General features: G+C 53.8%; 26 protein-coding genes and 1 tRNA gene. 16 read left to right on the forward strand and 11 right to left on the reverse strand.

Features of this window, described 5'->3' with window-relative positions; all coding sequences use genetic code 11:
* Window positions 1–25 precede the first annotated feature (25 nt).
* A complete protein-coding gene (gene rpsB, locus TW80_RS04815) occupies window positions 26–793 on the reverse strand; it encodes a 30S ribosomal protein S2 (protein ID WP_045996169.1) in 768 nt (255 codons plus the stop codon).
* Between the two features lie 204 nt (window positions 794–997).
* A complete protein-coding gene (locus TW80_RS04820; RefSeq protein ID WP_239450488.1) occupies window positions 998–2,329 on the reverse strand; it encodes a HupE/UreJ family protein in 1,332 nt (443 codons plus the stop codon).
* A 10-nt stretch (window positions 2,330–2,339) separates the two neighbouring features.
* Here TW80_RS04820 and TW80_RS04825 point away from each other — a divergent pair, with 10 nt between their 5' ends.
* The 6 genes from TW80_RS04825 to TW80_RS04850 all read left to right on the forward strand — a co-directional run bounded on the left by TW80_RS04825 (window position 2,340) and on the right by TW80_RS04850 (window position 6,609).
* A complete protein-coding gene (locus TW80_RS04825) occupies window positions 2,340–3,140 on the forward strand; it encodes a DUF4198 domain-containing protein (protein ID WP_045996171.1) in 801 nt (266 codons plus the stop codon).
* Entirely contained in the window at window positions 3,137–3,355 is a 219-nt protein-coding gene (locus TW80_RS04830) for a DUF6500 family protein (RefSeq protein WP_045996172.1), read from the forward strand. Before TW80_RS04825 ends, TW80_RS04830 begins: the two co-directional genes overlap by 4 nt.
* 41 nt (window positions 3,356–3,396) lie before the next feature.
* On the forward strand, window positions 3,397–4,290 hold the full coding sequence (locus TW80_RS04835) for a PfkB family carbohydrate kinase (protein ID WP_045996173.1): 894 nt from the start codon (window positions 3,397–3,399) through the stop codon (window positions 4,288–4,290).
* Window positions 4,287–5,201 carry a pseudouridine-5'-phosphate glycosidase gene (locus TW80_RS04840; RefSeq protein WP_045996174.1) on the forward strand — a complete coding sequence of 305 codons (915 nt, stop codon included), beginning with the start codon at window positions 4,287–4,289 and terminating at the stop codon, window positions 5,199–5,201. Before TW80_RS04835 ends, TW80_RS04840 begins: the two co-directional genes overlap by 4 nt.
* 76 nt (window positions 5,202–5,277) lie before the next feature.
* The gene (locus tag TW80_RS04845) at window positions 5,278–6,006 is read left to right on the forward strand and encodes a DUF502 domain-containing protein (protein WP_045996175.1); all 729 of its coding nucleotides are present in this window, start codon (window positions 5,278–5,280) and stop codon (window positions 6,004–6,006) included.
* On the forward strand, window positions 6,007–6,609 hold the full coding sequence (locus TW80_RS04850) for a LysE/ArgO family amino acid transporter (RefSeq protein WP_045996176.1): 603 nt from the start codon (window positions 6,007–6,009) through the stop codon (window positions 6,607–6,609).
* On the opposite strand, the gene TW80_RS04855 is transcribed toward TW80_RS04850, so the two are convergent.
* Entirely contained in the window at window positions 6,602–7,633 is a 1,032-nt protein-coding gene (locus tag TW80_RS04855; protein WP_045996177.1) for a patatin-like phospholipase family protein, read from the reverse strand. The genes TW80_RS04850 and TW80_RS04855 overlap by 8 nt on opposite strands.
* On the reverse strand, window positions 7,630–8,403 hold the full coding sequence (locus TW80_RS04860; protein WP_045996178.1) for a 3-hydroxybutyrate dehydrogenase: 774 nt from the start codon (window positions 8,401–8,403) through the stop codon (window positions 7,630–7,632). The genes TW80_RS04855 and TW80_RS04860 overlap by 4 nt, the downstream gene beginning before the upstream one ends.
* 271 nt (window positions 8,404–8,674) lie before the next feature.
* Here TW80_RS04860 and TW80_RS04865 point away from each other — a divergent pair, with 271 nt between their 5' ends.
* The 3 genes from TW80_RS04865 (at window position 8,675) to TW80_RS04875 (ending at window position 11,681) form a co-directional block, all read left to right on the forward strand.
* Entirely contained in the window at window positions 8,675–10,492 is a 1,818-nt protein-coding gene (locus TW80_RS04865) for an extracellular solute-binding protein (protein ID WP_045996179.1), read from the forward strand.
* Window positions 10,493–10,564: 72 nt separating this feature from the next.
* On the forward strand, window positions 10,565–11,044 hold the full coding sequence (locus TW80_RS04870; RefSeq protein WP_045996180.1) for an arsenate reductase ArsC: 480 nt from the start codon (window positions 10,565–10,567) through the stop codon (window positions 11,042–11,044).
* On the forward strand, window positions 11,037–11,681 hold the full coding sequence (locus TW80_RS04875) for an aquaporin (RefSeq protein ID WP_045996181.1): 645 nt from the start codon (window positions 11,037–11,039) through the stop codon (window positions 11,679–11,681). Before TW80_RS04870 ends, TW80_RS04875 begins: the two co-directional genes overlap by 8 nt.
* On the opposite strand, the gene TW80_RS04880 is transcribed toward TW80_RS04875, so the two are convergent.
* Entirely contained in the window at window positions 11,678–12,301 is a 624-nt protein-coding gene (locus TW80_RS04880) for a helix-turn-helix domain-containing protein (RefSeq protein ID WP_045996182.1), read from the reverse strand. The genes TW80_RS04875 and TW80_RS04880 overlap by 4 nt on opposite strands.
* Before the next feature lie 231 nt (window positions 12,302–12,532).
* On the opposite strand from TW80_RS04880, the gene TW80_RS04885 reads away from it, so the two are divergent.
* Both TW80_RS04885 and TW80_RS04890 read left to right on the forward strand, forming a co-directional pair.
* Window positions 12,533–13,177: a DsbA family oxidoreductase gene (locus TW80_RS04885; protein ID WP_045996183.1), complete on the forward strand. Its 645-nt coding sequence runs from the start codon at window positions 12,533–12,535 to the stop codon at window positions 13,175–13,177.
* Between the two features lie 144 nt (window positions 13,178–13,321).
* Window positions 13,322–14,518, forward strand: a complete 1,197-nt coding sequence (locus TW80_RS04890; RefSeq protein WP_045996184.1) for a multidrug effflux MFS transporter — start codon at window positions 13,322–13,324, stop codon at window positions 14,516–14,518.
* Window positions 14,519–14,557: 39 nt separating this feature from the next.
* On the opposite strand, the gene mfd is transcribed toward TW80_RS04890, so the two are convergent.
* Both mfd and TW80_RS04900 read right to left on the reverse strand, forming a co-directional pair.
* Window positions 14,558–18,007, reverse strand: a complete 3,450-nt coding sequence (mfd, locus tag TW80_RS04895; RefSeq protein WP_045996185.1) for a transcription-repair coupling factor — start codon at window positions 18,005–18,007, stop codon at window positions 14,558–14,560.
* 31 nt (window positions 18,008–18,038) lie between these two features.
* Window positions 18,039–18,689 (reverse strand): hypothetical protein, encoded by a 651-nt coding sequence (locus TW80_RS04900; RefSeq protein ID WP_052700887.1) that lies wholly within the window; start codon window positions 18,687–18,689, stop codon window positions 18,039–18,041.
* 3 nt (window positions 18,690–18,692) lie between these two features.
* On the opposite strand from TW80_RS04900, the gene hemB reads away from it, so the two are divergent.
* From hemB to TW80_RS04915, 3 genes are all read left to right on the forward strand, one after another.
* A complete protein-coding gene (gene hemB, locus TW80_RS04905) occupies window positions 18,693–19,688 on the forward strand; it encodes a porphobilinogen synthase (protein WP_045996186.1) in 996 nt (331 codons plus the stop codon).
* Window positions 19,689–19,808: 120 nt separating this feature from the next.
* On the forward strand, window positions 19,809–20,366 hold the full coding sequence (locus TW80_RS04910) for a lipid-binding SYLF domain-containing protein (protein ID WP_045996187.1): 558 nt from the start codon (window positions 19,809–19,811) through the stop codon (window positions 20,364–20,366).
* Between the two features lie 9 nt (window positions 20,367–20,375).
* Entirely contained in the window at window positions 20,376–20,987 is a 612-nt protein-coding gene (locus TW80_RS04915) for a nucleotidyltransferase family protein (protein WP_045996188.1), read from the forward strand.
* On the opposite strand, the gene TW80_RS04920 is transcribed toward TW80_RS04915, so the two are convergent.
* The 3 genes from TW80_RS04920 to ypfJ all read right to left on the reverse strand — a co-directional run bounded on the left by TW80_RS04920 (window position 20,984) and on the right by ypfJ (window position 22,801).
* Complete coding sequence (locus tag TW80_RS04920; RefSeq protein ID WP_052700888.1) at window positions 20,984–21,646, reverse strand: Hint domain-containing protein; 663 nt, start codon at window positions 21,644–21,646, stop codon at window positions 20,984–20,986. The genes TW80_RS04915 and TW80_RS04920 overlap by 4 nt on opposite strands.
* A gap of 155 nt (window positions 21,647–21,801) precedes the next feature.
* Window positions 21,802–21,887 (reverse strand) — tRNA-Leu (locus TW80_RS04925).
* Between the two features lie 62 nt (window positions 21,888–21,949).
* Window positions 21,950–22,801, reverse strand: a complete 852-nt coding sequence (ypfJ, locus tag TW80_RS04930; protein WP_045996189.1) for a KPN_02809 family neutral zinc metallopeptidase — start codon at window positions 22,799–22,801, stop codon at window positions 21,950–21,952.
* Between the two features lie 111 nt (window positions 22,802–22,912).
* Between ypfJ and TW80_RS04935 the strand changes: the two genes are divergently transcribed.
* Entirely contained in the window at window positions 22,913–23,491 is a 579-nt protein-coding gene (locus tag TW80_RS04935; RefSeq protein ID WP_045996190.1) for a YqaA family protein, read from the forward strand.
* On the forward strand, window positions 23,491–23,979 hold the full coding sequence (locus TW80_RS04940) for a disulfide bond formation protein B (protein ID WP_045996191.1): 489 nt from the start codon (window positions 23,491–23,493) through the stop codon (window positions 23,977–23,979). Before TW80_RS04935 ends, TW80_RS04940 begins: the two co-directional genes overlap by 1 nt.
* On the opposite strand, the gene TW80_RS04945 is transcribed toward TW80_RS04940, so the two are convergent.
* Window positions 23,936–24,355 carry an Lrp/AsnC family transcriptional regulator gene (locus TW80_RS04945; RefSeq protein WP_045996192.1) on the reverse strand — a complete coding sequence of 140 codons (420 nt, stop codon included), beginning with the start codon at window positions 24,353–24,355 and terminating at the stop codon, window positions 23,936–23,938. The two genes, TW80_RS04940 and TW80_RS04945, sit on opposite strands and share 44 nt — an antisense overlap.
* Window positions 24,356–24,391 lie beyond the last annotated feature (36 nt).

Consider the following 24,391-nt stretch of genomic DNA (forward strand, 5'->3'; position numbering starts at 1 on the left):
CCCCTACCCGACCGTTTTGTGACGCTTATTCAGCAGCAGCTTCTTCAGCCAGAACTTCTTCGGCCAGCTCTTCCATGGCGCCCATGTCAACGCCTGCAGCGCCGAGTTGAGCGGACATGCCGTCCAGTGCTGCGCGAGCAGCAAGGTCAGTGTAGAGCGCGATCGCACGTGCTGCGTCGTCGTTGCCTGGGATCACATAGTCAACGCCTTCTGGTGAGCAGTTTGTATCAACAACTGCTACAACTGGGATACCCAGTTTTTTCGCTTCTGCGATGGCCAGATCTTCTTTGTTGACGTCGATGACGAAAAGCAGGTCAGGAACGCCGCCCATTTCGCGGATACCGCCCAAAGACGCTTCGAGTTTCGCCTGTTCACGCTCCATGCCCAGACGCTCTTTTTTGGTCAGGCCAGCAAAACCAGTTGCAGAAGCTTCGTCGATTGCTTTAAGACGGTTGATCGACTGAGAAACTGTCTGCCAGTTTGTCAGTGTGCCGCCCAACCAACGGTGGTTCATGTAGAACTGTGCGGATTTCTCGGCAGCTTCCAAGATTGGTTTCGCTGCTTGGCGTTTGGTGCCAACGAACAGAACGCGGCCGCCTTTGGCAACGGTGTCGCGGATAACTTGCAGAGCCTGATCCAGCATTGGAACAGTCTGTGTCAGGTCCATGATGTGGATGCCGTTGCGCGAACCGTAGATGTACTGACCCATTTTAGGGTTCCAGCGCGCGGTCTGGTGACCAAAGTGAACGCCAGCTTCGAGCAGTTGACGCATGGAGAACTCAGGAAGAGCCATGTCTTTTTTCCTTTTCCGGTTTCAACCTCAGCGGGGGAAGATCCTGAAACATTCAGAACAACCGTTGGACCCTTTGGGATGTCTCCCCATTGGACCCGTCCCCGCCTGCGGGATTAAGTGGGTGCGCTTTAACCGCCCATCGCGCCGGACGCAACCCTTTGGATGCCTCCGGCGGGAGTATTTTGTACAAAGCGAGGGTTTATTTTAAAGAAAGACCCGCTCGATGAACCAATAGGCGCCTATGACCGCAATCGCGATCGAGGCTGGGATTGCGACGATGCGCCGGAAGGCATCGACCTGATCGCGCAGTTGGATCGATCCTATGCAGAGAACAAAGATGAGCGCCAACGGGCCGGTGAAAAGCCAGACAGGGCCTTCGGCCAATGTTTGCAACCCTGATGGGTTCAATATCGAGAGCGCAACAGCGGCGATCAAGAGTACGGCATAGAGGGCAAAGCCTTGGTTGGCCTCGTTCGCGCCGCGGTCGATGCGCAGTGCTTGCCAGACGCAGAGGAACATGACGGCGATGACGGCGAGCTGTCCAACCTCGACCCCAATGTTGAACCCGATCAGCGCTGGAATGAACGCATGGTCCGGCAGGCCGAATTCAGCAAGGACAGAAGCAAAGCCGAGACCGTGAAGAAGACCGAAGCCAAAGACGACAATTGGCCTCCAGCGGCTTAGGCCTTTGGTAAAGATGTTTTCGAGCGCGACAAAGACGATAGATGCGGCGATGAGAGGTTCGACAATGCTGCCGGGTAAGCGCACGTAGCCCAATGCAGCAAGCGCGAGCGTGAGTGTATGCGCCAAGGTAAAGAGAGAGACCTGTGTCAACAGCGGCCCAATTCGTGCGGACAAGAAAAACAGCCCTAAGACAAAGAGGATGTGGTCGAGACCCTTTGGCACAATATGGTCAAATCCAATCGGAATATAGGCGCCAAAGACCTGCCAGCCTGTCTGGAGCGATCCGCCTTGGATCAAGAACGGCTCTGTCGTGGCACCCTGGTTCAGGGTTGCAGTATAGGCTTCGCCGTCAACATCGTTTTGGCGCACGATCAACGTGCCATATGCGCTATCCCAACCGATCTGAAAATGTGTCGCATCCGTTGGATAGCTACCCGTCAGTCGCAAGGTGCTGATACGAATAACGCTTTCGTTTTCAGATTCATGAACGGTGATATCCATTTCAGCAAAATCGATAGGGGTCCCATCGGCGTTTGCTGAAAAATTGTCGAAGAAGATGGGCCAGTAATCTGCAAAGCGTGTTTCGATTTCGTCAGGCGCTAAGCCGCGTAGCGCGTCATAATCGGCTGCGTTTTCGGCTGCATCTGTGTCTTCGACAGTGCTCAGGTCAACGTTTGCGAGCAGTGCTTCAGCATTGACGTCGATTTCAACATTCAAGCTGCCTTCAGAGGCGCTGAGGTTCATGATACTCGGGAGAACTTCATGCGCTTGTGCCATCCCGCTGACGATCAACATTAGCGTGATCATGCTTGACAATATCGAGCGATGAACGACCTTTGCGGCGTTGGACAAGGAAACACCTATGCGCATTTTTGCTTTTCTCTTTTCTGTAATTGCGATGCCGGCTGTGGCCCACGAGTTTTGGTTGGAACCAATAGCTTATCAGATTGATCCGGACGGTAGCCTTGAGGCGCATATTGTCAATGGTCAGAATTTCGTTGGCACGCGTCAGGTGTATTTACCACAACGGTTGGTGCATTTCGTGAACATTGCGGGTGAAACCGGGCGGAATGTTGAAGGGCGCATGGGGGATCGCCCTGCGCTGAACCAGGCCCCGGTCGCAGAAGGCCTGAATGTCGTCGCCTATCAATCCACCAATGCGACAGTTGATTATGCAACTTGGGAAAAGTTCCAGAATTTCGTGGATCACAAGGATTTCGGCGATGTTTTGTCACGCCAGCGCGCGCGCGGGCTGCCAGAGGCTGATTTTAAAGAGATCTATTCACGCTATTCCAAGACATTGATCGCCGTTGGCGATGGTGCTGGGCAGGACTTGCGCGTGGGACTTGAGACCGAAATCGTCGCGCTGAACAACCCTTACACGGATGACCTACAAGACGGCATGACCGTACAGGTGTTTTATCGGCATGATCCGCGCGCAGATGTTCAAGTTGAAGTTTTTGAAAAGCAGCCAGATGGTGCGGTCGCGGTGACGTACCACCGCACAAACACCGATGGCATTGCGCAATTTCCTGTCATCGCGGGCAATAGTTACATGGTCGATGCTGTCGTCTTGCGAGAGCCCGCTGCCGCGATAGCTGCGGAAACAGGCGCGGTTTGGGAAACGCTTTGGGCGAATTTGACATTTGCGGTGCCAAAATGAAGCAAAACTTGCGTGCCAAAATAGTGGCCACCTGCGACAAGAAAATCGCGCAAAAGGGCGAGAATGTCGGCCTCTCGTTTTATGCGTTTTTCACCAACAAGAACGACGATCCTGAAACGCTCATGGCCTGTGCGACATGGTGGATTGAAACGCATCAGCTCGACCATTTTGAAAAGGCGATCAAAATTCGCAAAATGGTGGCCGATGGGCTGTGACTGCGCTTGCGGTTCGCTGCGTGCTCGGTCAGAACAGGCAAATGACAAACTCTGCTGATATTCTTTGTATTGGGTCCGTCCTGTGGGATGTGATCGGCCGCACCGCGAGCTCTATGCGTGTGGGGTCCGATGTTCCGGGGCGGATCACACGTTTACCCGGTGGTGTTGCGATGAACATCGCAATGACCCTGCGCCGCTTTGGCATGACCCCTGCCCTTTTGACCGCGATCGGTCGTGATGCCGAGGGTGATGAACTGGTCGCCGAGGCAACCCGTATGGGTATGATTTGCGATCACATCTATCGGTCTGATGACTTGCCTACTGATGTCTATATGGCGGTGGAAGGTGCGAACGGGCTGATTGCTGCAATCGCCGATGCGCATTCGCTTGAGGCTGCGGGCGATAAGATCCTCCGGGCTTTGGCGAATGGTGCGCTTGGGTCAGCTGATCGCCCATATGCGGGGACGGTCGCGCTTGATGGAAATCTGACCGAAGAGCTCCTCCAAGAGATCGCGCGTTCCGAACTCTTTCGCAGCGCAGATTTACGCGTGGCACCTGCCTCACCCGGTAAGGCGGAGCGCCTGCTCGCCCTGCTCGGCCATCCTTCGGCGACACTCTATGTGAACCTCGAAGAAGCGAGTTTGCTGTGTCACACGGAATTTGACGACAGCGCTGCCGCGGCGCTGGCCCTTACGAAACGTGGTGCGCACCGTGTGCTGGTCACCGATGGCGGAAAATCTGCTTCAGAGGCGACAGGCCAAGATATCATCACGCAAACCCCGCCAGCGGTCATGGTGACCCGCGTCACCGGTGCTGGCGACACTTTTATGGCTGCCCATATCGCGTCCGAGGCTGAAGGAATGAACCGTTCAGACGCATTACAACGCGCGTTGAATGCCGCCGCGACCTACGTATCCGGAGAAACACCCCTATGACCATCTCAATCCACTACAGCACCGAAGTTGCACATGCGCGCGCAGATGGCCGCCCTATTGTGGCTTTGGAAAGCACAATTATCACGCACGGCATGCCCTTTCCGCAGAACGTGGAAACCGCGCGCCTTGTCGAAGCTGACGTGCGCGACGCGGGGGCTGTTCCTGCAACGATTGCCGTCATTGACGGTTTGCTACACGTGGGGCTTGAGGCCGATCAACTAGATCAACTGGGCCAAGCTGAAAACGTCGCCAAGCTATCGCGTGCTGATATGGCTGCTTGTATTGCCACAGGCGGAACCGGAGCGACAACGGTGGCGGCGACGATGATCGCGGCGCATCTTGCGGGCATTCATGTCTTTGCAACTGGTGGTATCGGCGGGGTTCATCGCGGTGCGGAACTCAGCTTTGACATCTCTGCCGACCTACAGGAATTGGCGCAAACACCTGTCACTGTCGTTGGTGCAGGTGCAAAAGCGATTTTGGATTTGCCCAAGACTTTTGAGGTGCTTGAAACGCTTGGTGTTCCTGTGATTGCGTTTGGCCAAAACGTTTTGCCTGCATTTTGGTCGGCGCAAAGCGACCTCGCCGCGCCAATACGCATGGATGCGGCCGTTGACATTGCGCGCGCACAGTTGACGCGCACCGCAATGGGGCTGTCGGGTGGACAACTCGTTGCAAATCCTATCCCTGCCGCGGACCAGATCCCTGCTGATGCACTGGCTCCGATTATTTCGCAAGCCTTGCAAGAAGCAGAGGATCAAAACATCAGCGCCAAGGCTGTGACGCCCTTCTTGCTTGGGCGTATTTTTGAACTCACCGAGGGTCGTTCACTGACAGCAAATATCGCACTTGTTCGAAACAATGCGCGTCTGGCTGCTCAAATTGCAATCGAACTGGCAAAAATATCATAAAGCTTTATCAGGCGGGCTTGTCGGCTGATGGCCCGCCCCCTAGATCAAACATCAGAGCGATTTTGAGAATAAACACATGATTGAAGCGTCAAATGACGATCCAAAACGCCGTGGCCGATTGCGGCTGTTTGCGCGGCTCCGTAGCAACTTTCTAGCTGGGCTTATCATTGTTGCGCCAATTGGTTTGACGCTTTGGTTGATCTGGACTGTTGTGGGCTGGATCGACAGTTGGGTCTGGCCATTTGTGCCGGATGCATATCATCCAGAAGCACTGATCAATCGCATTCTTAACCGTGGTCCTGCGGATCAAATCACGGTGAATGTACGCGGCATTGGCGTATTCATCTTTCTCATCTTTACCGTTCTGGTCGGCTGGATTGGTAAGGGGCTGATTGGGCGGTCATTCTTGGGGATCGGCGAACGCCTTGTTGATCGGATGCCCGTGGTTCGGTCGGTCTACAACGCTGCCAAGCAATTGGCAGAAACGGTTTTTTCTCAGCGAGATACCTCTTTTGATAAGGCCTGTATGGTCGAATACCCGCGCAAGGGAATATGGGCGATTGCGTTTATTTCGACCAATGCCAAGGGCGAGATCGAGAAAAAACTGACCAATGGTGAACCCGTCGTGACCGTATTCTTACCGACAACGCCTAACCCCACATCCGGGTTCTTGCTGTTTTTGCCTGAAAGCGAGGTCAAAGTTCTCGACATGACGGTTGAGGATGCAGCGAAACTGGTGATCTCGGCGGGTCTTGTCTACCCAGCGAAAAAGAATGGCACCGAACAGATTGAGGACGCGAGTTAAGTGTTTGGTGCAGGACTAACCGGATTTGCAACTGGCTTTAGCCTGATCCTCGCCATAGGTGCGCAAAACGCCTTTGTTTTGCGTCAAGGGCTCGCACGGAACCATGTTTTCTGGCTTTGCCTTTTGTGTGCGGGATCCGATGCCTTGCTGATTGCGGCGGGCGTGCTGGGGTTCGGCGCGATCGTTGAGTTATACCCCCTGCTTCCCCAAATCATGACTTGGGGCGGCGCGGCGTTCTTGATCGTTTACGGCGCAATGCGTTTGTGGGCCGCCTACAAAGGTGAATATGCGATGCGGCTTGCCGGAAAATCGGCGGGGCTATGGGCAACGTTGGGCACAGCCGCTGCTCTCACATGGCTTAATCCGCATGTTTATTTGGATACGCTTGGCTTGATCGGGGCCATTTCTGTCGAATATGTCTCGCGACCGGAAAAGCTGATCTTTGGCGCGGGTGCGGTCTTGGCCTCCTTCGTGTTTTTCTTTGGGCTTGGCTACGGGGCAAGGTTGCTTGCCCCCGTGATGCAGTCCGCCAAGGCATGGCAGGTCTTAGACGTCATCATCGGCTTCGTGATGTGGGCGATTGCCTACAAATTGCTTAGCTAAACATCTCGACCAGATCGACGGTCCCATTCTTATTCAGGTCCGACTTATGCTGGACAAGGAAACTATCCGCCGCGCTCTCACCTGCTTCGCGCAGGCGGCTTAGGACCACAGGGGTTGGGATCGTCTTGGTTGCAACGTTGAGTTCGTTCATGAGGCTGTCATCGGCAATCATGTGAACGAGCACATTTTTCATGGCACCCCGCGGAACCGAGCCGTCGGCGATGAGCCTTTTGACAAAGGCAATCGCACGCAGTTCGCGCAAAAGAGAACTGTTAAAGCTGATTTCATTGATCCGGTTGTGAATACCTTGCACGTCAATTGGCACGTCATCCCGGTAGAGCGGGTTGATGTTCACGACTAGAATGTCGTCTGGCAAATGTTTCTCAAACAACGGGAAAAGCGCCGGGTTCCCGGTATACCCACCGTCCCAATATGCCTCTGTCTGGCCCGTCTTTGGGTCTTGGAATTCCACAGCTTGAAAGATGTTGGGCAAACAAGCAGAAGCCAAAATAGCGTTGGGTGAAACCTCTGAATTGTTAAAGACCCGCACCTTTCCTGATCGTACATTGGTTGCACAAATGTAGAGCTCGGGCCCCTCTTCTCCGCAAATGGTGTCATAGTGAAACTGATTGACGATCGCCTCGAGAGGATTCCGGATTGCGGGCCCATATGTATAGGGTGACAGTAACCGCGTGGTGATATCAAAGGCGGCATAGGCCGGCGAGTATTTTAGCGCATTCGCCCAAATATGTGCTGTGGGGGCAATGGACGAAATCCAGTCAGACAGTCTGTGATCAGTGACTGCGCCGATTTCCCCCCATAGCCATTCAAGATTATCGATTGCGCCTTGCCGCCCACCTGTCACCCAACCAGACTTGAGCGCTGCCGCATTGAGTGCCCCCGCTGATGTGCCAGCGATGGCTGCGATTTCAATATCATCCTCTTGTAGTAATCTGGACAACACGCCCCAGGTAAAAGCGCCATGCGCGCCGCCCCCCTGAAGCGCGAGGTTGATCCGGATCATAGCGCAGTCCAACCACCATCGACGCTGATGGTTGTCCCTGTCACCTGCGCTGCTGCATCAGAACATAAATACAATGCAGTGCCTCCCAATTGTTCGGTCGTTGCAAATGTCTTGGATGGTTGCCGCTCGAGCATGACGTTCTTAATCACGTCTTCACGCGACATATTATATTCTTTCATTGTATCGGGGATCTGTGCCTCGACCAAGGGAGTCAGCACATAGCCGGGGCAAATCGCATTACAGGTGATTGGTTCTTGGGCGGTTTCCAGACCAATTGTTTTTGTAAAGCCCACAATACCATGTTTCGCGGCGACATAGGCCGATTTGTAAGGTGAAGCAGTCAGCCCATGGGCGGAGGCGATGTTGATAATCCGTCCCCAGCCCTTTTCGCGCATCCCTGTGATCGCAGCAGCAGTGGTGTGAAATGCCGACGACAAATTAATCGCGATAATCGCATCCCATTTGCCACCGGGGAACTCTTCAACCGGAGCCACATGCTGAATACCCGCATTATTCACCAAGATATCGCATCCACGTGCATCAGCGATCAAACGTCTGCATTCATCGCCCTTGGACATGTCTGCTTGGATGTATCGGGCCGTGACGCCGGTTTCAGCCGCAATTTCAGCTGCGAGCGCGTGATCCTCTGCCGTATCAGTGTAGGAATTTAGCACCACATTGACGCCAGCCTTGGCCAATTCGCGTGCGACACCCAACCCGATGCCTGAATTGGACCCTGTAATTACCGCGGTTTTTCCTGAAAGTGACATGGAATCCTGCTCCGTCATGTTGCGTTGCGACTCAGTCTACATGCTGCAACTGCAAAGGCCACAAAATGTTGGAAAACCCAATAAAAAAACGCCCGCACAAGGCGGGCGTGAAGTTATTGAGGCAGGTTTCATACAGGCAAGAAACCTATCGAGCAGTAACCTCTTTATAAGCAATCCCTTGCGTGGCTCCAAGCTAAAAGTTTGAAAAGCCCCAAAAGCCGCTTTACGATCCGAAGAAATAACCAAGTCAAAGCAACGGGGCACCATACAAATGACAATTCATTTTCAACGAAGATGGCAGCGCTTTTCGGCATCGCTGGCATTGATCGCGGCTGGCAGCTTGGCCAGCGCAGAACCGCAGCATGGCATAGCTATGTATGGTGATCCGGCACTACCACCGGATTTTGTGTCCCTGCCCTATGCCAACCCCGAAGCCCCCAAGGGTGGTCATATCGTCACCGCCGAGGTGGGGAGCTTTGATAGCCTGAACCCATTTATCCGAAAAGGTTCTGTGCCCTGGCAGTTGCGCTACTTTTTGGGCGAAAGCCTGATGGGGCGCAGCCTTGATGAACCCTTCTCTCTATACGGTGTTTTGGCCGAATCGGTCGAAACGGGACCGAATCGTGAGTGGGTCGAGTTTACCCTACGTGAAGGGATTACATTCTCTGATGGCAGCCCAATGACCATCGAAGATGTGATGTGGTCCTACGAGACACTCGGCACGATTGGGCATCCACGCTATCTGGGTTTCTGGTCCAAGGTTGAAAGCATGGAACAGACTGGCGAGCGTTCCGTCCGTTTCGATTTCAATGTCGAAGATCGCGAGCTTGCCCTACTGGCTGGCATGCGCCCGATCTTGAAAAAGGCGCAGTGGGAAGGTGTCGATTTCGCCGAAAGCACCACCGATATCGTGCCGATCACGTCGGCCCCCTATGTCATCGACGATTTCGAGCCGGGGCGCTTTGTGTCGCTCAAGCGTAACCCAGACTATTGGGGCGCTGACGTGCCATTCCGGGTTGGGACCAACAACATCGACGAGGTACGCCTAGAGTTCTTTGGTGATGAAACAGCGGCCTTTGAGGCATTTAAGGTCGGCGAGGTAAATTCGAACCGCGAATTTAACGTCGCGCGTTGGGATAGCTGGTATGACTTCCCTGCTGTGCAAAGCGGTGACGTGATAAAATCGGTTCTGACGCATGAACGTCCATCTGGCATGACTGGTTTCGCGATGAACACGCGCCGCCCCATTTTTGAGGACTGGCGCGTGCGCGACGCGATGCTGCATGTCTTTAACTTTGAGTTCATCAACCAAACGATGACGGGTTCTGTGCAGCCACGGATCACGTCATATTGGTCAAATTCTCCACTGGCAATGTCGCACGGTCCTGCCGAGGGCCAAGTGCGCGCCTTCCTTGAACCGTTTGCAGCAGATTTGGTTCCTGGCACGCTCGAGGGATATAGCCTACCCGTCGCTGATGGCAGCGAACGCAACCGCGCGGGAACTGGGGCGGCGCTCGATCAAATGGCTGCTGCCGGATGGACTGTGCAAGACGGCGTCATGAAAAACGCTGATGGACAAGAGTTCACCTTTGATATCCTGCTTGATCAGGGGGCGACCGAAAACCAAGCGATCATCGACATGTTTGTGGAATCCTTGTCGCGCATTGGTGTGACACCCACCGTCACAGTTGCCGATAGCGCACAATTCAAAGAACGCACTGACGTCTACGAATTTGACATGGTTTACTATCGTCGCGGGGTTTCACTGTCGCCGGGCAACGAGCAGTATAACTATTTTGGCTCGGAAAACGCGGATCAAACCGGCGGCCGCAATTTGATGGGCGTGAAATCCCCTGCTGTTGACGCGATGATCGGGCGTTTGCTGACTTCAGAAAGCCAAGATGACTTTGTCGCGGCAGTCAAAGCTCTGGACCGGACCCTCACAGCTGGGCGTTATGTCATCCCGATCTACCAATGGAACATTAGCCGTATTGCCCATTCCAAGAACCTGCACTTCCCCGAGACAATGCCGATCTTTGGCGATTGGCCGGGTTGGCAGCCAGACGTTTGGTGGTACGCCGAAGACTAAGCTTTTGGCCCCGCTGTCATGGATTTGTTACAAAGCATCCTTAGGCGGGGCCAGAACGCAAAGAAGGTCACTATGAATATCCTCGTTCTCTGTACTGGCAATTCTGCCCGCTCTATCCTGCTCGAAAGCATCCTGTCACATCGGTCGAATGGTCGAATCCGCGCTTGGTCTGCTGGGTCAAAACCCGCGGGAAAGGTGCATCCGCAATCACTGACACTATTGGCGGAACATGGTTTTCCGACCGACGGATTGAAATCTCAGAGCTGGGATGACTTTGCCACGGATGACGCCCCGAAAATGGATGCCGTTATCACCGTTTGCGGATCTGCCGCTGCCGAGGAATGCCCCTATTGGCCCGGTGCGCCCGTGCGCGCGCATTGGGGTGTCGAAGACCCCGCAGCAGCCACCCCCGACGATTGGAAAAACGCGTTTGAGGCCGCCTATGCACAGCTAGATGCGCGTGCGCAGTCCTTGTTCGCATTGCCATTTGAAACCTTTTCACAGTCAGAACTCCACGCTGCATTGAACAAAATCGGTGCGGATCATGCGTAAGCTTGCCGCCGAAGGACTTGGTACTGCGTTTTTGCTGATTGGTGTGATCGGGTCTGGCATCATGGGCGATACGCTGTCGAACGGAAACGTCGCGATTGCTTTGCTTGCGAATGCGATTGCAACGGGATGTATTCTATATGGGATTATCACGACCCTAGGGCCAATTTCTGGGGCACATTTCAATCCGGCAGTGACGCTCGCGTTTCTGATCAAGGGTGAAATCTCGGTCACCGATGCCGGACAATATGTCATCGTCCAGATTGTTGGCGCGATCCTTGGCGTGTGGGCTGCACATTTGATGTTTGATCTCTCGATCCTTCAGATTTCCACGACATCACGCAGCGGTGTCTCTCAGTGGTTCTCTGAAATCCTCGCCACGTTTGGATTGCTCTTTGTGATCTTTGGCGGCATTGCGACAGCCCACGACCGGGTGCCGACGCTTGTCGCCCTTTATATCACAGGGGCGTATTGGTTTACGTCTTCGACCAGCTTTGCGAACCCTGCGGTCACAATCGCCCGAGGTTTCAGTGATACGTTTGCCGGGATCAATCCCGCGCATATCCCTATGTTCATCGTTATGCAGATCATTGCGGTTGGGGTTGGGATGGCGATCTTGCCCCGCCTGTTCAAGGATTAACCGAGCGACGTCACCCATAGGATGGTGGCGTCCTCTTGGCTAATTGAAACCACATTATGCCCCATCGACGCATCGTAATAGGCATTGTCACCGCGCCCTAACTCAATAGGTTCATAGAATTCGGTATACAGCCGGATCTGCCCCGTCAGCACATAAAGAAACTCTTCGCCGTCGTGGCGAACCCAACCATCAAAATCATCCATTGACCGCGCACGAACGCGTGCACGGTAGGGCAGCATCTTTTTCATTGTTAGCGTTTCCGCCAGCAGCGCATGCTCGTAGGTTGTCGTGATCTTGGTGCCTTCTTCACCATTTCGGGTCACGGCCATGCGGCCATTTACTTGCCCCTTAGACGGTGGCGTAAATAGCTGGGGGACAGAAATTTCCAATCCGACTGCCAGCTTTTTTAACGCGTCATAGGTGGGTGACATCTGACCGTTTTCGATTTTGGACAATGTAGAACGCGCCAGACCGGCCTGCTGAGCAGCCTGTTCCAGCGTCCAACTTCTTGCCTTACGTAGCTCACGCACGCGCGCACCCAGATCAAGCGGCTGCGCGATAGTGCTATCTCCATTTTCATGGGCGACGCGGATCAGGCTCTTGGGGTCATTTTCTGTCATAGCGCACTTCTTAATCAGTGGTTTTCGCGCTTGCAACCACAGCGCAATGCGGTCGCACCATTCGCACAGAGACTTACGGACTCTGCGCATCTGCGCACATTAAATCTTCGCTCAGGCACTGGTCCTGCGATCCTGAGATGTTATGCATCAAGGGTAGCAATACGCGCACGCTGGCATGTTGCCTACGGATGTCACACCAAATTCACCGGTGCCACGCGTCAGGAGACCCAAATGGTTAAACTCGATATCATCTCAGACCCCATTTGCCCTTGGTGCTACATCGGCAAGACCAATTTGGACAAGGCGCTGCTGGACTTTCCCGACCATCCGTTTGTGATTGAATGGCATCCGTTCCAGCTGAACCCTGATATGCCCGCATCGGGTATGGATCGACGCGCTTATCTCGAGGCAAAGTTTGGCGGCCAAGAAGGCGCAGTGCGCGCCTATGCACCCGTGGCGGAACATGCCGAAAAATCCGGTGCCGTGATCAATTTTGAAGCAATCAAAACCACACCCAATACCATTGACGCGCATCGGCTGATCCATTGGGCGGGAATCGAAGGACGTCAGACATTTGTCGTCGATTTGTTGTTCAAGGCCTACTTTGTCGAAGGACGCGACATCGGCAATCATGAAGTGCTCGCCGATATTGCGGATACCGCCGAAATGGATGCGGCTACAGTGATGAAACTGCTTGGCTCTGATGCAGACACAGACGACATCAAAGCCCGTGATCTCCATAGTCGCAAAATGGGTGTAAACTCGGTCCCTACCTTTATTGTGGCTCAGAAACATGCCGTCCCCGGTGCCCAACCGCCTGAGGTCTGGACCAAAGTGATCCAAGAGATCATGGAAAAGTTAGAAGAAGACGCATGAGACCCGCGCAGCCAGCCTGGCACACAAAAGACGGACATCAGGTCGCCATGGCCCCCTAGGGGTTCAAATACTTACGCCTATCTTTTTCCTATTGCTTGCGATGACAGGACATCGCAGGCCCATTTTTTCTATTGGACTAGCCACATGAAACGCCTCCCACAAACAGAATTCATTGCCTTGATGGCAATGCTTGCAGCGACCGTCGCCTTTTCAATTGATGCGATGCTTCCCGCTTTGCCGCAAATCGGCATGGACCTTACCCCGCTGAACATGAACCGCGCCCAGTTAATCGTCACCAGTTTCGTTCTGGGAATGGGCGTAGGGACGATGTTCACCGGCCCCTTATCAGACGCATTTGGGCGCAAACCTGTCATGGTCGGCGGCGCATTGATATATATCTTGGCCTGTGTCGCGGCTTGGGCTGCACAAACACTCGAGGTGATGCTCGTCGCACGTGTCGTTCAGGGGCTCGGTGCTGCTGGACCGCGGGTGGTGGCAATGGCGTTGGTGCGCGACCTCTACTCTGGACGCGAGATGGCACGCATCATGTCCTTTGTGATGATCGTATTCTCAATTGTTCCGGCACTTGCACCAACCATCGGTCACTACATCATCTTGGGGTTCGGATGGCATGGTATCTTTGCCGCGTTCGTCATCTTTGCATCCATCGTGACGCTCTGGCTTTTCATGCGCCAACCCGAGACACTGACTCAAGAAAATCGCCGCCCGCTGAGCATTCGCGCTCTACTCAGCGCCATCAAAGAGATGTTCGTCCACCGAACCGCGCGGCTGTCAATTATGGTGCAGACCCTGACTTTCGGAATGTTGTTTACGTTGATTTCTTCCACTCAACAGGTCTTTGACCAAACCTTTGACCAAGGCGAGAACTTCCACCTCTGGTTCGGTGCCATTGCGATCTTTGCGTCCTCAGCAAGTGTCTTAAATGCGAAGCTTGTCGTCCGCCTTGGGATGCGCGCGATCATCAAAGCCATGTACACCGCGCAAATTTCGCTCACACTTATGCTGATCGTTGTTACCTTTATCGATGGCCCTTACTGGCTCAGCTTTGGTGCCTATTTGATCTGGGTCGCGGGCAACTTCTTCCAAGCGGGCCTGACGATTGGTAACCTCAACGCGCTCGCAATGGAGGAAATGGGCCATATCGCTGGCCTCGCAGCATCCGTCATCGCAGCGGTCGCGACAGTTGGTGCGGTGATTATCGCAGCACCTATTGCAATGATGTTTGATGGCACGCCACTTCCCATGGCCTATGGCGCACTGGTCCTGTCTAGCCTTGCCTTGGCGCTGACGACATTGATCAAACGACCCGGCGAGGAATAACCCTCGCTTTGTTCAAAATACTCAAAACAAAGGCTGGGTTTACCCAGCCTTTTTCTTTTTCTCTTCGGCCAGCTTTTGCGCCAGATCACGGGCGATATTGAACGAACCTTGGATCTTGTCGCGCTCTTTGGTCCAATCCCGCATGACCACGATCTTGTTGTCTTTGACTTTCGCTGCGCCACCTTGTGCATGGACAAATTCCACCAGCCCATGCGGCGATGCAAATTTATCGTTGTGGAACTGAATTGTCGCACCTTTGGGTCCGGCGTCGAGCTTGGAAATGCCAGCACGTTTGCACATGGCTTTGATCCGAACAACCAGCATCAATGTGTTGACCTCGCGTGGCAGCTTGCCAAAGCGATCAATAAGTTCGGCTGCAAAGCCTTCGAGTTCAACTTTGGTCGTCAGTTCCGACAAGCGGCGATATAGACCCAACCGAACATCTAGATCAGGCACGTAGTCTTCTGGGATCATCACAGGGACGCCAAGGTTGATTTGCGGCGCCCATTGACCGTCGTCAATAATCGCTTCGGCATCGCCCGATTTAATCGCGGCGATTTGGTCCTCTAGCATTTGCTGATAAAGTTCATATCCAACTTCACGCATTTGGCCGGATTGCTCTTCGCCCAATAGGTTCCCTGCCCCACGAATATCAAGATCCTGCGATGCCAAAGTAAACCCAGCACCCAGACTATCAATTGACCCAAGAACACGTAGTCGTTTCTGTGCGGACTCTGTAAGTTTTTGGCGCGGTTTTGTCGTTAGATAGGCATAGGCGCGTGTTTTTGAGCGCCCAACCCGACCACGAATTTGATAAAGCTGTGACAGGCCAAACATATCGGCGCGCCAGACAATCATCGTATTCGCTGTCGGAATATCGAGCCCCGATTCAACAATCGTCGTCGCCAATAGCACATCGTATTTTCCGTCGTAAAACGCATTCATACGATCATCTAGCTCGCCGGCAGCCATCTGTCCGGTCGCCGTGATGTAGCTGACTTCTGGCATTTCCTTTTTCAGGAACTCTTCCATCTCGGCCATATCGCGAATGCGTGGCACCACGATAAACGACTGGCCACCGCGATAATGTTCGCGCAGCAGCGCTTCGCGCACGGTGACGGTATCGAATTCGCTGACGTAGGTGCGAATGGCCAAACGGTCAATCGGCGGTGTGCCGATGATCGAAAGGTCACGCACCCCAGACAGTGACAACTGCAACGTTCGTGGAATTGGTGTTGCGGTCAATGTCAGCACATGGACATCCGTCCGCAGCTGCTTGAGGCGTTCTTTGTGCTGCACGCCAAATTTCTGTTCCTCATCGATGACAAGCAGCCCAAGGTTCTTGAACTTTACCCCTTTGGCCAGCAACGCATGTGTTCCAACGACAACATCAACAGTGCCTTTGGCCAGACCATCTCGGGTCAGCGCTGCATCCTTCGTCGAAACAAAACGAGATAGCGGACGCACGTTAACGGGAAATCCACGAAACCTTTCTGCGAAATTCTGATAGTGTTGGCGCGCGAGCAATGTTGTCGGCGCGATAATCGCAACCTGAATACCAGACAAGGCCGCGACAAATGCCGCGCGGATTGCGACCTCTGTTTTGCCAAAACCTACATCCCCACAGATGAGCCGATCCATAGGTTTGCCCGCACCCAGATCATCCAACACGTCTGCAATTGCCGAAAGCTGATCATCGGTTTCCACATAGGGGAAACGTGCGAGAAACTGATCCCACATCCCATCGGGCGGGTCCATGGCGGGTGCAGTACGCAACTCGCGTTCGGCAGCCACGCGGATCAATCGCTCGGCAATCTGGCGAATGCGTTCTTTCAGCTTGGCCTTTTTCGCCTGCCAAGCACCACCGCCCAACTTATCCAACAGCCCAGTGTCATGACCGTATTTTGAGAGCAGTTCAATGTTTTCAACCGGCAGATAAAGCTTTGTTTCTTCGGCGTATTCTAGAAATAGATATTCGTGCGCGGCACCCAAAGTTGTGACGACTTCCATCCCGCGAAAACGCCCGACGCCGTGATCCACGTGCACAACCAAATCACCGGGGTTTAGGCTGTTCACTTCGGATAGGAAATTCTCGGCACGTCGTTTGCGTTTGCCTTTCCGGATGAGCCGATCACCAAGCACATCTTGTTCCGAGATGACGGTCAGAGCGTCGGTTTCAAACCCGTGATCCAGCGGCCAAACAGCAAGGTGAAGCCCGGTTTTGCCGACGCGGCTGAAATCCTTGATCGGAATTGCTTCGGTGATCCCTTCGTCTTCCACCAATCCTTCAATCCGCTCGCGCGCACCTTCAGAGTAAGATGCGATCACGACGGGCCCCTGCTGTAAGCGGGCTTTAAGGTGATCTGCTAAGCTACTGAAAAGGCTGATCTTTTCTTGCTGCCGCTCTGGTGCAAAATTACGCCCGATGCGGCCGCCTGCATCAATGACGCCAATCCCTGTGGCCTGTTTGAGCGGCGCAAATTGTAGAACACGCCGGTTTGCCACGGCAGCGCCCCATGCTTCGTCATCAAGATAGAGCAATCCCGGTGGTGCGGGTTTGTAAACGCTATCCATCCGCCCTTTTTGGCTTAGGGCGTGCATCCTTGTGCCGTACTGGTCATTGATGCTTTCCCATCGCGATAGCCGCATCGGTGTGGTCTGATCATCCAGCGAGATGGTGGCGCGCGGCAAATAGTCGAATAGCGTTTCCAAATCCTCTTGGAAAAAGCCGAGCCAATGCTCTATCCCGGCATGTTTCCGTCCGGCGCTGACCGCCTCGTAAAGCGGATCGTCTGTGCCTGCTGCACCAAATTCGATCCGGTAATTCTGACGAAAACGCGTGATCGCGGCCTCGTCCAAAATCACCTCTGAAACGGGTGCCAGTTCAATTTCGCTGAGCTTTTCAGTCGTGCGCTGTGTGGCCGGATCAAACCGACGCGCACCATCCAAGACGTCGCCAAAGAGGTCTAAGCGAACAGGCCCTGACTGTCCGGGCGGAAAGATATCAATAATCCCGCCACGGATCGCATAGTCGCCCGGTTCCATCACCGTCGGACTTTGCGTGAATCCCATACGAACCAAGAAGTTACGCAGCGCTTCTTCGTTAATGCGTGATCCAACGGTCGCTTGAAATGCGGCCTCGCGCAGCAAGGCGCGCGCTGGCACCCGCTGGGTCGCAGCCGCAATTGTTGTCAAAAGAATAAACTGCTCGGGCATGCCATGAACAAGACCGGCCAAGGTTGCCATCCGTCCGGCCGAGACATCAGCATTCGGAGACACGCGGTCATATGGCAGACAATCCCAAGCAGGAAAAACAAACACCGGCACATCGGGCGCGTAGAAAGCCAGCGCAGATTTAACTGCTGCCAGACGCTTGTCGTCGCGCGCCACATGTACAACAGGCCGCCCCTTAGCGAGTTCGTCCAAGATAAGCTTGGCGTCGTAGCCTTCTGGCGCGCCGCTCACGGTGATATGAGTTTGATCAGACATGATCGAGCAACTAACCTTCCCGTCTTTGGTGTCAACCGCTCAGCAAATGAAAATGCATCGCCAGATTATAAACCATCCCATAGGCTGCAGAGACAAAAACCGCGATGGCACCAACTACTTGGACCCATATCCGCAGGTTGAGCAGCCGACGCAGTCTTTCTGCGTGGCTCATTTCGCGCTGCGAAATGACAATTCCGGCGCGTAAGTTCATCGCGCCAACGATTGCCAGTGGTGTAAGTAGTAAGAACAGCCCCTGAGCTGCTTCGATACCATAGTAGAAACCGGTGACGGCCATACTGGTTAACACAAAGGCCACGATGCCGACGAAAAACGCCCCACCTTCTGACCAGAGCCTTGCGAGGCGCCCCGCCTTGATTTCCAGCAAAACAAGCAATTCGTTTTCGGCCTGTCCGCCAAGTCTGCGTGCACGCTGGATCATGTCATAGGGCACACCAAGCACCCAATAACTGACGAGCATCCACAAAACACACATGAGTCCCCAGAACCAAATATTTGAAAACGTTTGCAGATTAAGCAAACGTGAAATGAACTCCATCCGATCCAATGTTGTGTCCTGTTGATCTAAAATATGTTCTTGGACGTTAGCGCTATGAAGCGCAGATGCCCAGACTTGTGAAGCGGAAAAAACCGTGCGACCAAGGCAACAACTACGAAAGGCCATCTGATGAAACCGACTGTCGCCCCCTTTCCCGCTACGCGCCTGCGCCGGAACCGGCAATCTGCTAGTCTTCGCGCGCTGACACGCGAAAATACGCTCACGGTTGATGATCTCATCTGGCCTGTCTTTGTGATGGATGGTCACGATGATGAAACGCCAGTCACCTCAATGCCGGGCGTGACCCGTAAAACGGTTGACCGCGTAGCCAAGGCAGCCCTTGAGGCGCAGTCATTGGGCATTCCTGCGATCTGTCTGTTTCCTTACACCGGAATGGAGGCCCGCACCGAAGATTGTGCGATGGCATGGGACCCAAACAACCTGACCAATCAGGCGATCCGCGCCATCAAAGATGTGGCACCCGATATCGCAGTGATGACGGATATTGCGCTTGATCCCTATAATATCAACGGCCACGACGGATTTGTTGAAAATGGTGAGATCGTTAATGATCGCACGGTCGAAGCGCTTGTCAAAATGGCCCTAGCACAGGCCGAGGCTGGCGCGGATATTCTTGGACCGTCTGATATGATGGATGGACGCATTGCTGCGATCCGCTCTGCTCTTGAGGCGGAAAATCATCAGAACGTCACAATCCTGAGCTACACCGCCAAATACGCCTCTGCCTTTTACGGGCCATTTCGGGATGCCGTCGGGGCCTCATCGGCGCTAACTGGCGACAAAAAGACGTATCAAATGGATCCAGGCAACAGTGATGAGGCGCTAAGGCTAGTTGAGCGTGACCTATCAGAAGGTGCCGATATGGTCATGGTAAAGCCGGGAATGCCATATCTCGATATTTGTCGCCGCGTCAAAGATGCCTACGGCGTGCCGACATTTGCCTACCAGGTCAGCGGGGAATACGCGATGCTACAGGCGGCCATCCAAAATGGATGGCTCGACGGAGATAAGGTCATGATGGAAAGCCTGCTGGCCTTCAAACGCGCGGGATGCGATGGAATCCTGACATATTTCGCCCCCACAGCAGCCCGCCTGATGCAGTAGACGGCCTGGCCAGAGGCGACGAAACAAACCAATGGGTGACAGCCTATGGGTTATTGCCTATACTTTTAACACAAGAAGCGAGCAACGCTTCGCATAACAGGCAAACAAGGCAGAGATATTATGACCAATTTTACCCGGCGCAATTTCGCGCTTGGCGCGATGGCTGCAACAGGGCTAAGTGCATGTAGCAATGGCATTGGCAGCACAGGACCTGCCACGATTGATGCGCGTGTCGATACGACTCTCAATGCGATGTATGCCCAATATCCGGGGACCCAACAGCTGGCGAGCCGTGCAAGTGGGATCTTGGTAATGCCACTGATCACCGAGGTCGGTCTTGGGCTTGGTGGATCGTTTGGCCGTGGCGCCTTACGGATCGGCAATTCGACTGTTGATTACTATTCTTCGACATCTGGCAGTGCGGGACTTCAGATCGGGGCGCAACAATATAGTCACGTGCTGTTCTTTATGACCCAAGATGCGCTGATGGACTTCCGTCAATCCCCCGGTTGGGCGGCTGGCGCCGATATCGAATATGCGGTCAGCGCCCAAAGCGAAATGTTGCGCGCAGAAACCACTACTTCACTTTCTCCGGTGATCGCGGTTGTCTTTGGTCAGACTGGTCTGCGTTTGGGTGCCACCCTCGAGGGCACGAAATACACGCGGATTATTCCCTAGACTGATCACATGCGCGCCACCCAAGCTGATGACCCTATCTGCCCGATTATAATTCCGGCGGCTGGACAATCAAAACGGATGGGTAGTCGCGACAAATTACTTGAGCCGGTTCGGGGCATGCCACTGATCCGGCTGCAATGCGAACGCGCGCTTGCGACTGGACAGCGCGTGTTTGTAACGGTTCCCTCTGAAACCCATGCACGCGCGACGGCAATCGCTGATCTACCCGTCGAGGTTATTTCTGTACCTGATCATAAAGATGGACTGTCGGCGAGCCTGCGACACGGGGTTGCGTCGCTCCCTGATGTGCCACGTTTTATGATCGCGCTCGCCGATCTCGTAGCGCTCGAAACCAGTGATCTACGTAAGATGATAGATTTGAGTAACACTGATGGCGACGTATTGATTTGGCGGGGAACTGATAATGCAGGCAAACCCGGCCACCCTGTCATTTTCGACGGCCAACTACGATCCGCGTTTGCACATTTAGATGGGGATAAAGGGGCGGCCCCGATTATTGCCGCGCACAGGCAAAAGACCAAACATATAAAGCTTGGCCCGCAAGCGTTGCTTGACCTCGATACGCCCGAAGACTGGGAGAACTGGCGGAAACAACACTAAGACCGAAACAGCCGTTTGGTTTCGTTCTTATTCAACGTCTTACGTGCTGCGCGATATTTCTTGAGGCCTTCCATTGTGGCAAGTTCTGGGAATAGGCGAAACAGCTCTTTGCGCTGATCTTCTTCTACGCCCTGCATTGCGTAATCGCTTGGCTGAAAAGTTTCAGTCCAGCTACCGTTAGCAAGGACTGCCTCGTGATCTTCGCACATAAAATGCACATAGGTTGCAGCCGAGGGGTTTGACACTGACACGCCTTCAAGAACGATCAAATCTTTGGCGTAAACCAGCACCTCAGCTTCATCAAAATGTTTACGCGCGACTTCTGATACGACAAGCATGCGATGAAACGGTGAGACGGACATATCTCGTTCGGGCAGACCATTACCAAGGGCGCCAGCTTGGATGACAATCGGGCGTATCGCGGGCGACGCCTCCAGCGCCTCGGTCGTCAGCTTTTTGTGGCCAACCCAACTGATGTGCTTAATACCGCTATCGCGGGTAATAATCCGGGTCCCGACGATCAAATCCTCAACGCGCGTCTCTCCCCGTGGCGTCGCAATAAGTGTACCGGGTGTAAAACACGGAACAAATGTTTTGCTACGCACTGGATCAGGGATCCATAGTTCAGACGTCGACTGTTGGCGGTTCGAATCTGACATTCGTCATTCCCACAAAATGTTTCATGAAACCAAATTACTAATTTTGTAGAAACATATCAGTGTGGGGATAGCTGTTACAACATGTTTACAACGTCAGCATGAATTGCCCCTAATGGGCAATTGAACGAATACTATAAGCATATCATTGGTAGTACTGGTGCCGATGGAGAGACTCGAACTCTCACGATATTGCTATCGGGGGATTTTGAATCCCCTGCGTCTACCATTCCGCCACATCGGCCAGTGCGGACCTCCTAAACAGGACCGCGACCAAGGTCAATCTATCGAATGCAATTTCATGAATTAAAGTCGCGCAGCACCAAAGGTATCACAATCGCTCAGCGATCCGCTCTCGTAGCCGCGCACGAACCAGCGTTGCCGTTGTTCGCTTGATCCATGAGTAAACGTGTGTGGTTGGACACGCTGACCAGCATTGCGTTGCAATGTGTCGTCCCCAATTTGTGCTGCCGCATTCATGGCTTCTGCAATATCCCCGCGCTCTAAGCTTCCGAATTTTTCCTGCGCCGCACGCGCCCAAATTCCAGAAAAGCAGTCTGCTTGGAGTTCGATTCGCACCGAAATCGCATTTGATTCGCGTTCTGATGATCTGGCACGGATCTGATTAGCCTGCCCTAGAATACCTAATTCGTTCTGGACGTGGTGGGCGACCTCATGTGCCACGACGTAGGCCGCGGCAAAATCACCGCCCGCCCCCAGCCGTTCCTCAAGGGTCGTAAAGAAGGCCGTATCAAGAAACGCCTTCTTCTCGGGCGGACAATAAAAAGGGCCCGTCGCAGCCGAGGCACCACCGCATGCGGATTGGGTCTGCCCCTTAAACAGAACCAGAGCAGGAGCATTATAGACCTGTCCCAATTGCTGCCTGAAAATGTCAGTCCAAACTTCCTCTGTATCGGCGAGCGTCACAGAAACAAATTCACCGGCACGTTCATCAGCAGCCGTAAGTTCAGTGGACTGTGCACTACCCTGCCCTTCGCCGCCCAGATTGACGAATTGACTGACATCGACACCGAAATACCAACCAACAATCAAGACGACGATCGCGCCGACACCACCAATACCGCCAGCACTTCGCGTCCCGCCTGCTCTGCGTCTGTCTTCGATATTGCGACTACCGCGCCGTCCCTGCCACTTCATTTTATACTCTCCCGCTGAATAAACTTTAGTTTACCTGCTTCACACGACCACACAAGCTTGACCCCGCTGGACAGCCGTGGCCTAACGCTAAAAGCATTGAAAGGATGAATTATGTTGCGCGGTCTCTACAATTGGACGCTCTCTTTGGCGCAGACGCGCTATGCACTTTGGGCGCTTGCGATTGTCGCGTTCGTTGAATCATCCTTCTTTCCTATTCCGCCTGATGTCCTGATGATCCCGATGATTATTGCGCGGCCATCGCGCGCGTTCCTCATTGCAGGTATTGCGACCGTCGCGTCGGTCTTGGGCGGCATGTTCGGCTATTACATCGGCTTTGCCTTGATGGAGACAATCGGCCAGCCAATTCTCGACTTTTATCACAAAGGTGAAGCATTCGAAGAATTCGCGATGCGATACAATGAATTGGGCGCTTGGGCTGTGCTGACGGCGGGTGTTACGCCATTTCCGTTCAAAGTCATCACGATCGCGTCAGGTGTGACCCAACTCTCTTTCCCTGTCTTTGTCATTTCCGCCATTATCGCCCGTGCGCTGCGTTTCTTTTTGGTCGCGGCGCTCTTGTGGAAATTCGGGGAACCTATCCGTGACTTTATCGAACGCCGACTGGGGCTTGTCTTCATCGTATTCTGTGTCTTGCTTATCGGCGGCTTTGCCGCGGTGGGTCTACTTTAATGCGTAATCTTATGGTGCTGCTGGCGGCAGGCGGATCTGCTGCACTTCTTGGTGGGGCATTCTTGTTCCAATTCTTCGGTTACCCGCCATGTGCGATGTGCATCTGGCAACGGTGGCCACATGTGATCGCGATAGCGATCGGTTTCCTTGCGTGGAAAATACGGGGTCGCTTGTTACCCATCTTGGGCGCATTGGCCGCAGCCACAACCGGTACAATTGGTTTCTTCCATATGGGTGTGGAGCGCGACTGGTGGGACGGCCCATCAAGCTGCACGGGCAATGGCGTGCTTGATGGTTTGGATGGCGCGGGCCTTTTGGCTATTGAGGGCCCCAAAGTCATCATGTGCGATCAGGTTTCGTGGGAATTCCTGACCCTCTCGATGCCGACATGGAATGGGATTTTCTCGTTCATTTTGGTGGGTTTTTGGATCAAGGCTGTGCTGCTTAGCGGCGCGTCGACAGCAGAAGGCTCGTCTCGCTCCGCGTGACGCCTTCGAGACGGCGAATAGCCGTCAATGCATGATCAAACTCTTCAAGGGTCGCGGTGCCGATTTCCGCGATCAGATCCCAGGTGCCGTTGGTGGAATGAACCATCTGCACCTGTGGCATCCGTGTCAGGCTTTTGGATATCTTTTCAGCACCACGCCCGGCGATTTCCAGCATCATAAAGCCGCGGACCGGATCGGGCCTGACGTCGGAGCGGGTAAGCACCGAAAATCCAACAATTTCACCACCATCCACCAACCGATCTAATCGGCTACGTACCGTGCTACGGGTGACTTTCAGCTCGGCTGCCAATTCCGACAAAGACGCACGTCCATTGCGTCGCAAAGCGCCGATTAGCCGAGTATCCAATTTGTCCATTATGATCACTCGTTTTGTCAAATGATGTATCATTTT

It is taken from the genome of Loktanella sp. S4079 (assembly GCF_000967725.1).
Taxonomy (GTDB): Bacteria; Pseudomonadota; Alphaproteobacteria; order Rhodobacterales; family Rhodobacteraceae; genus Yoonia.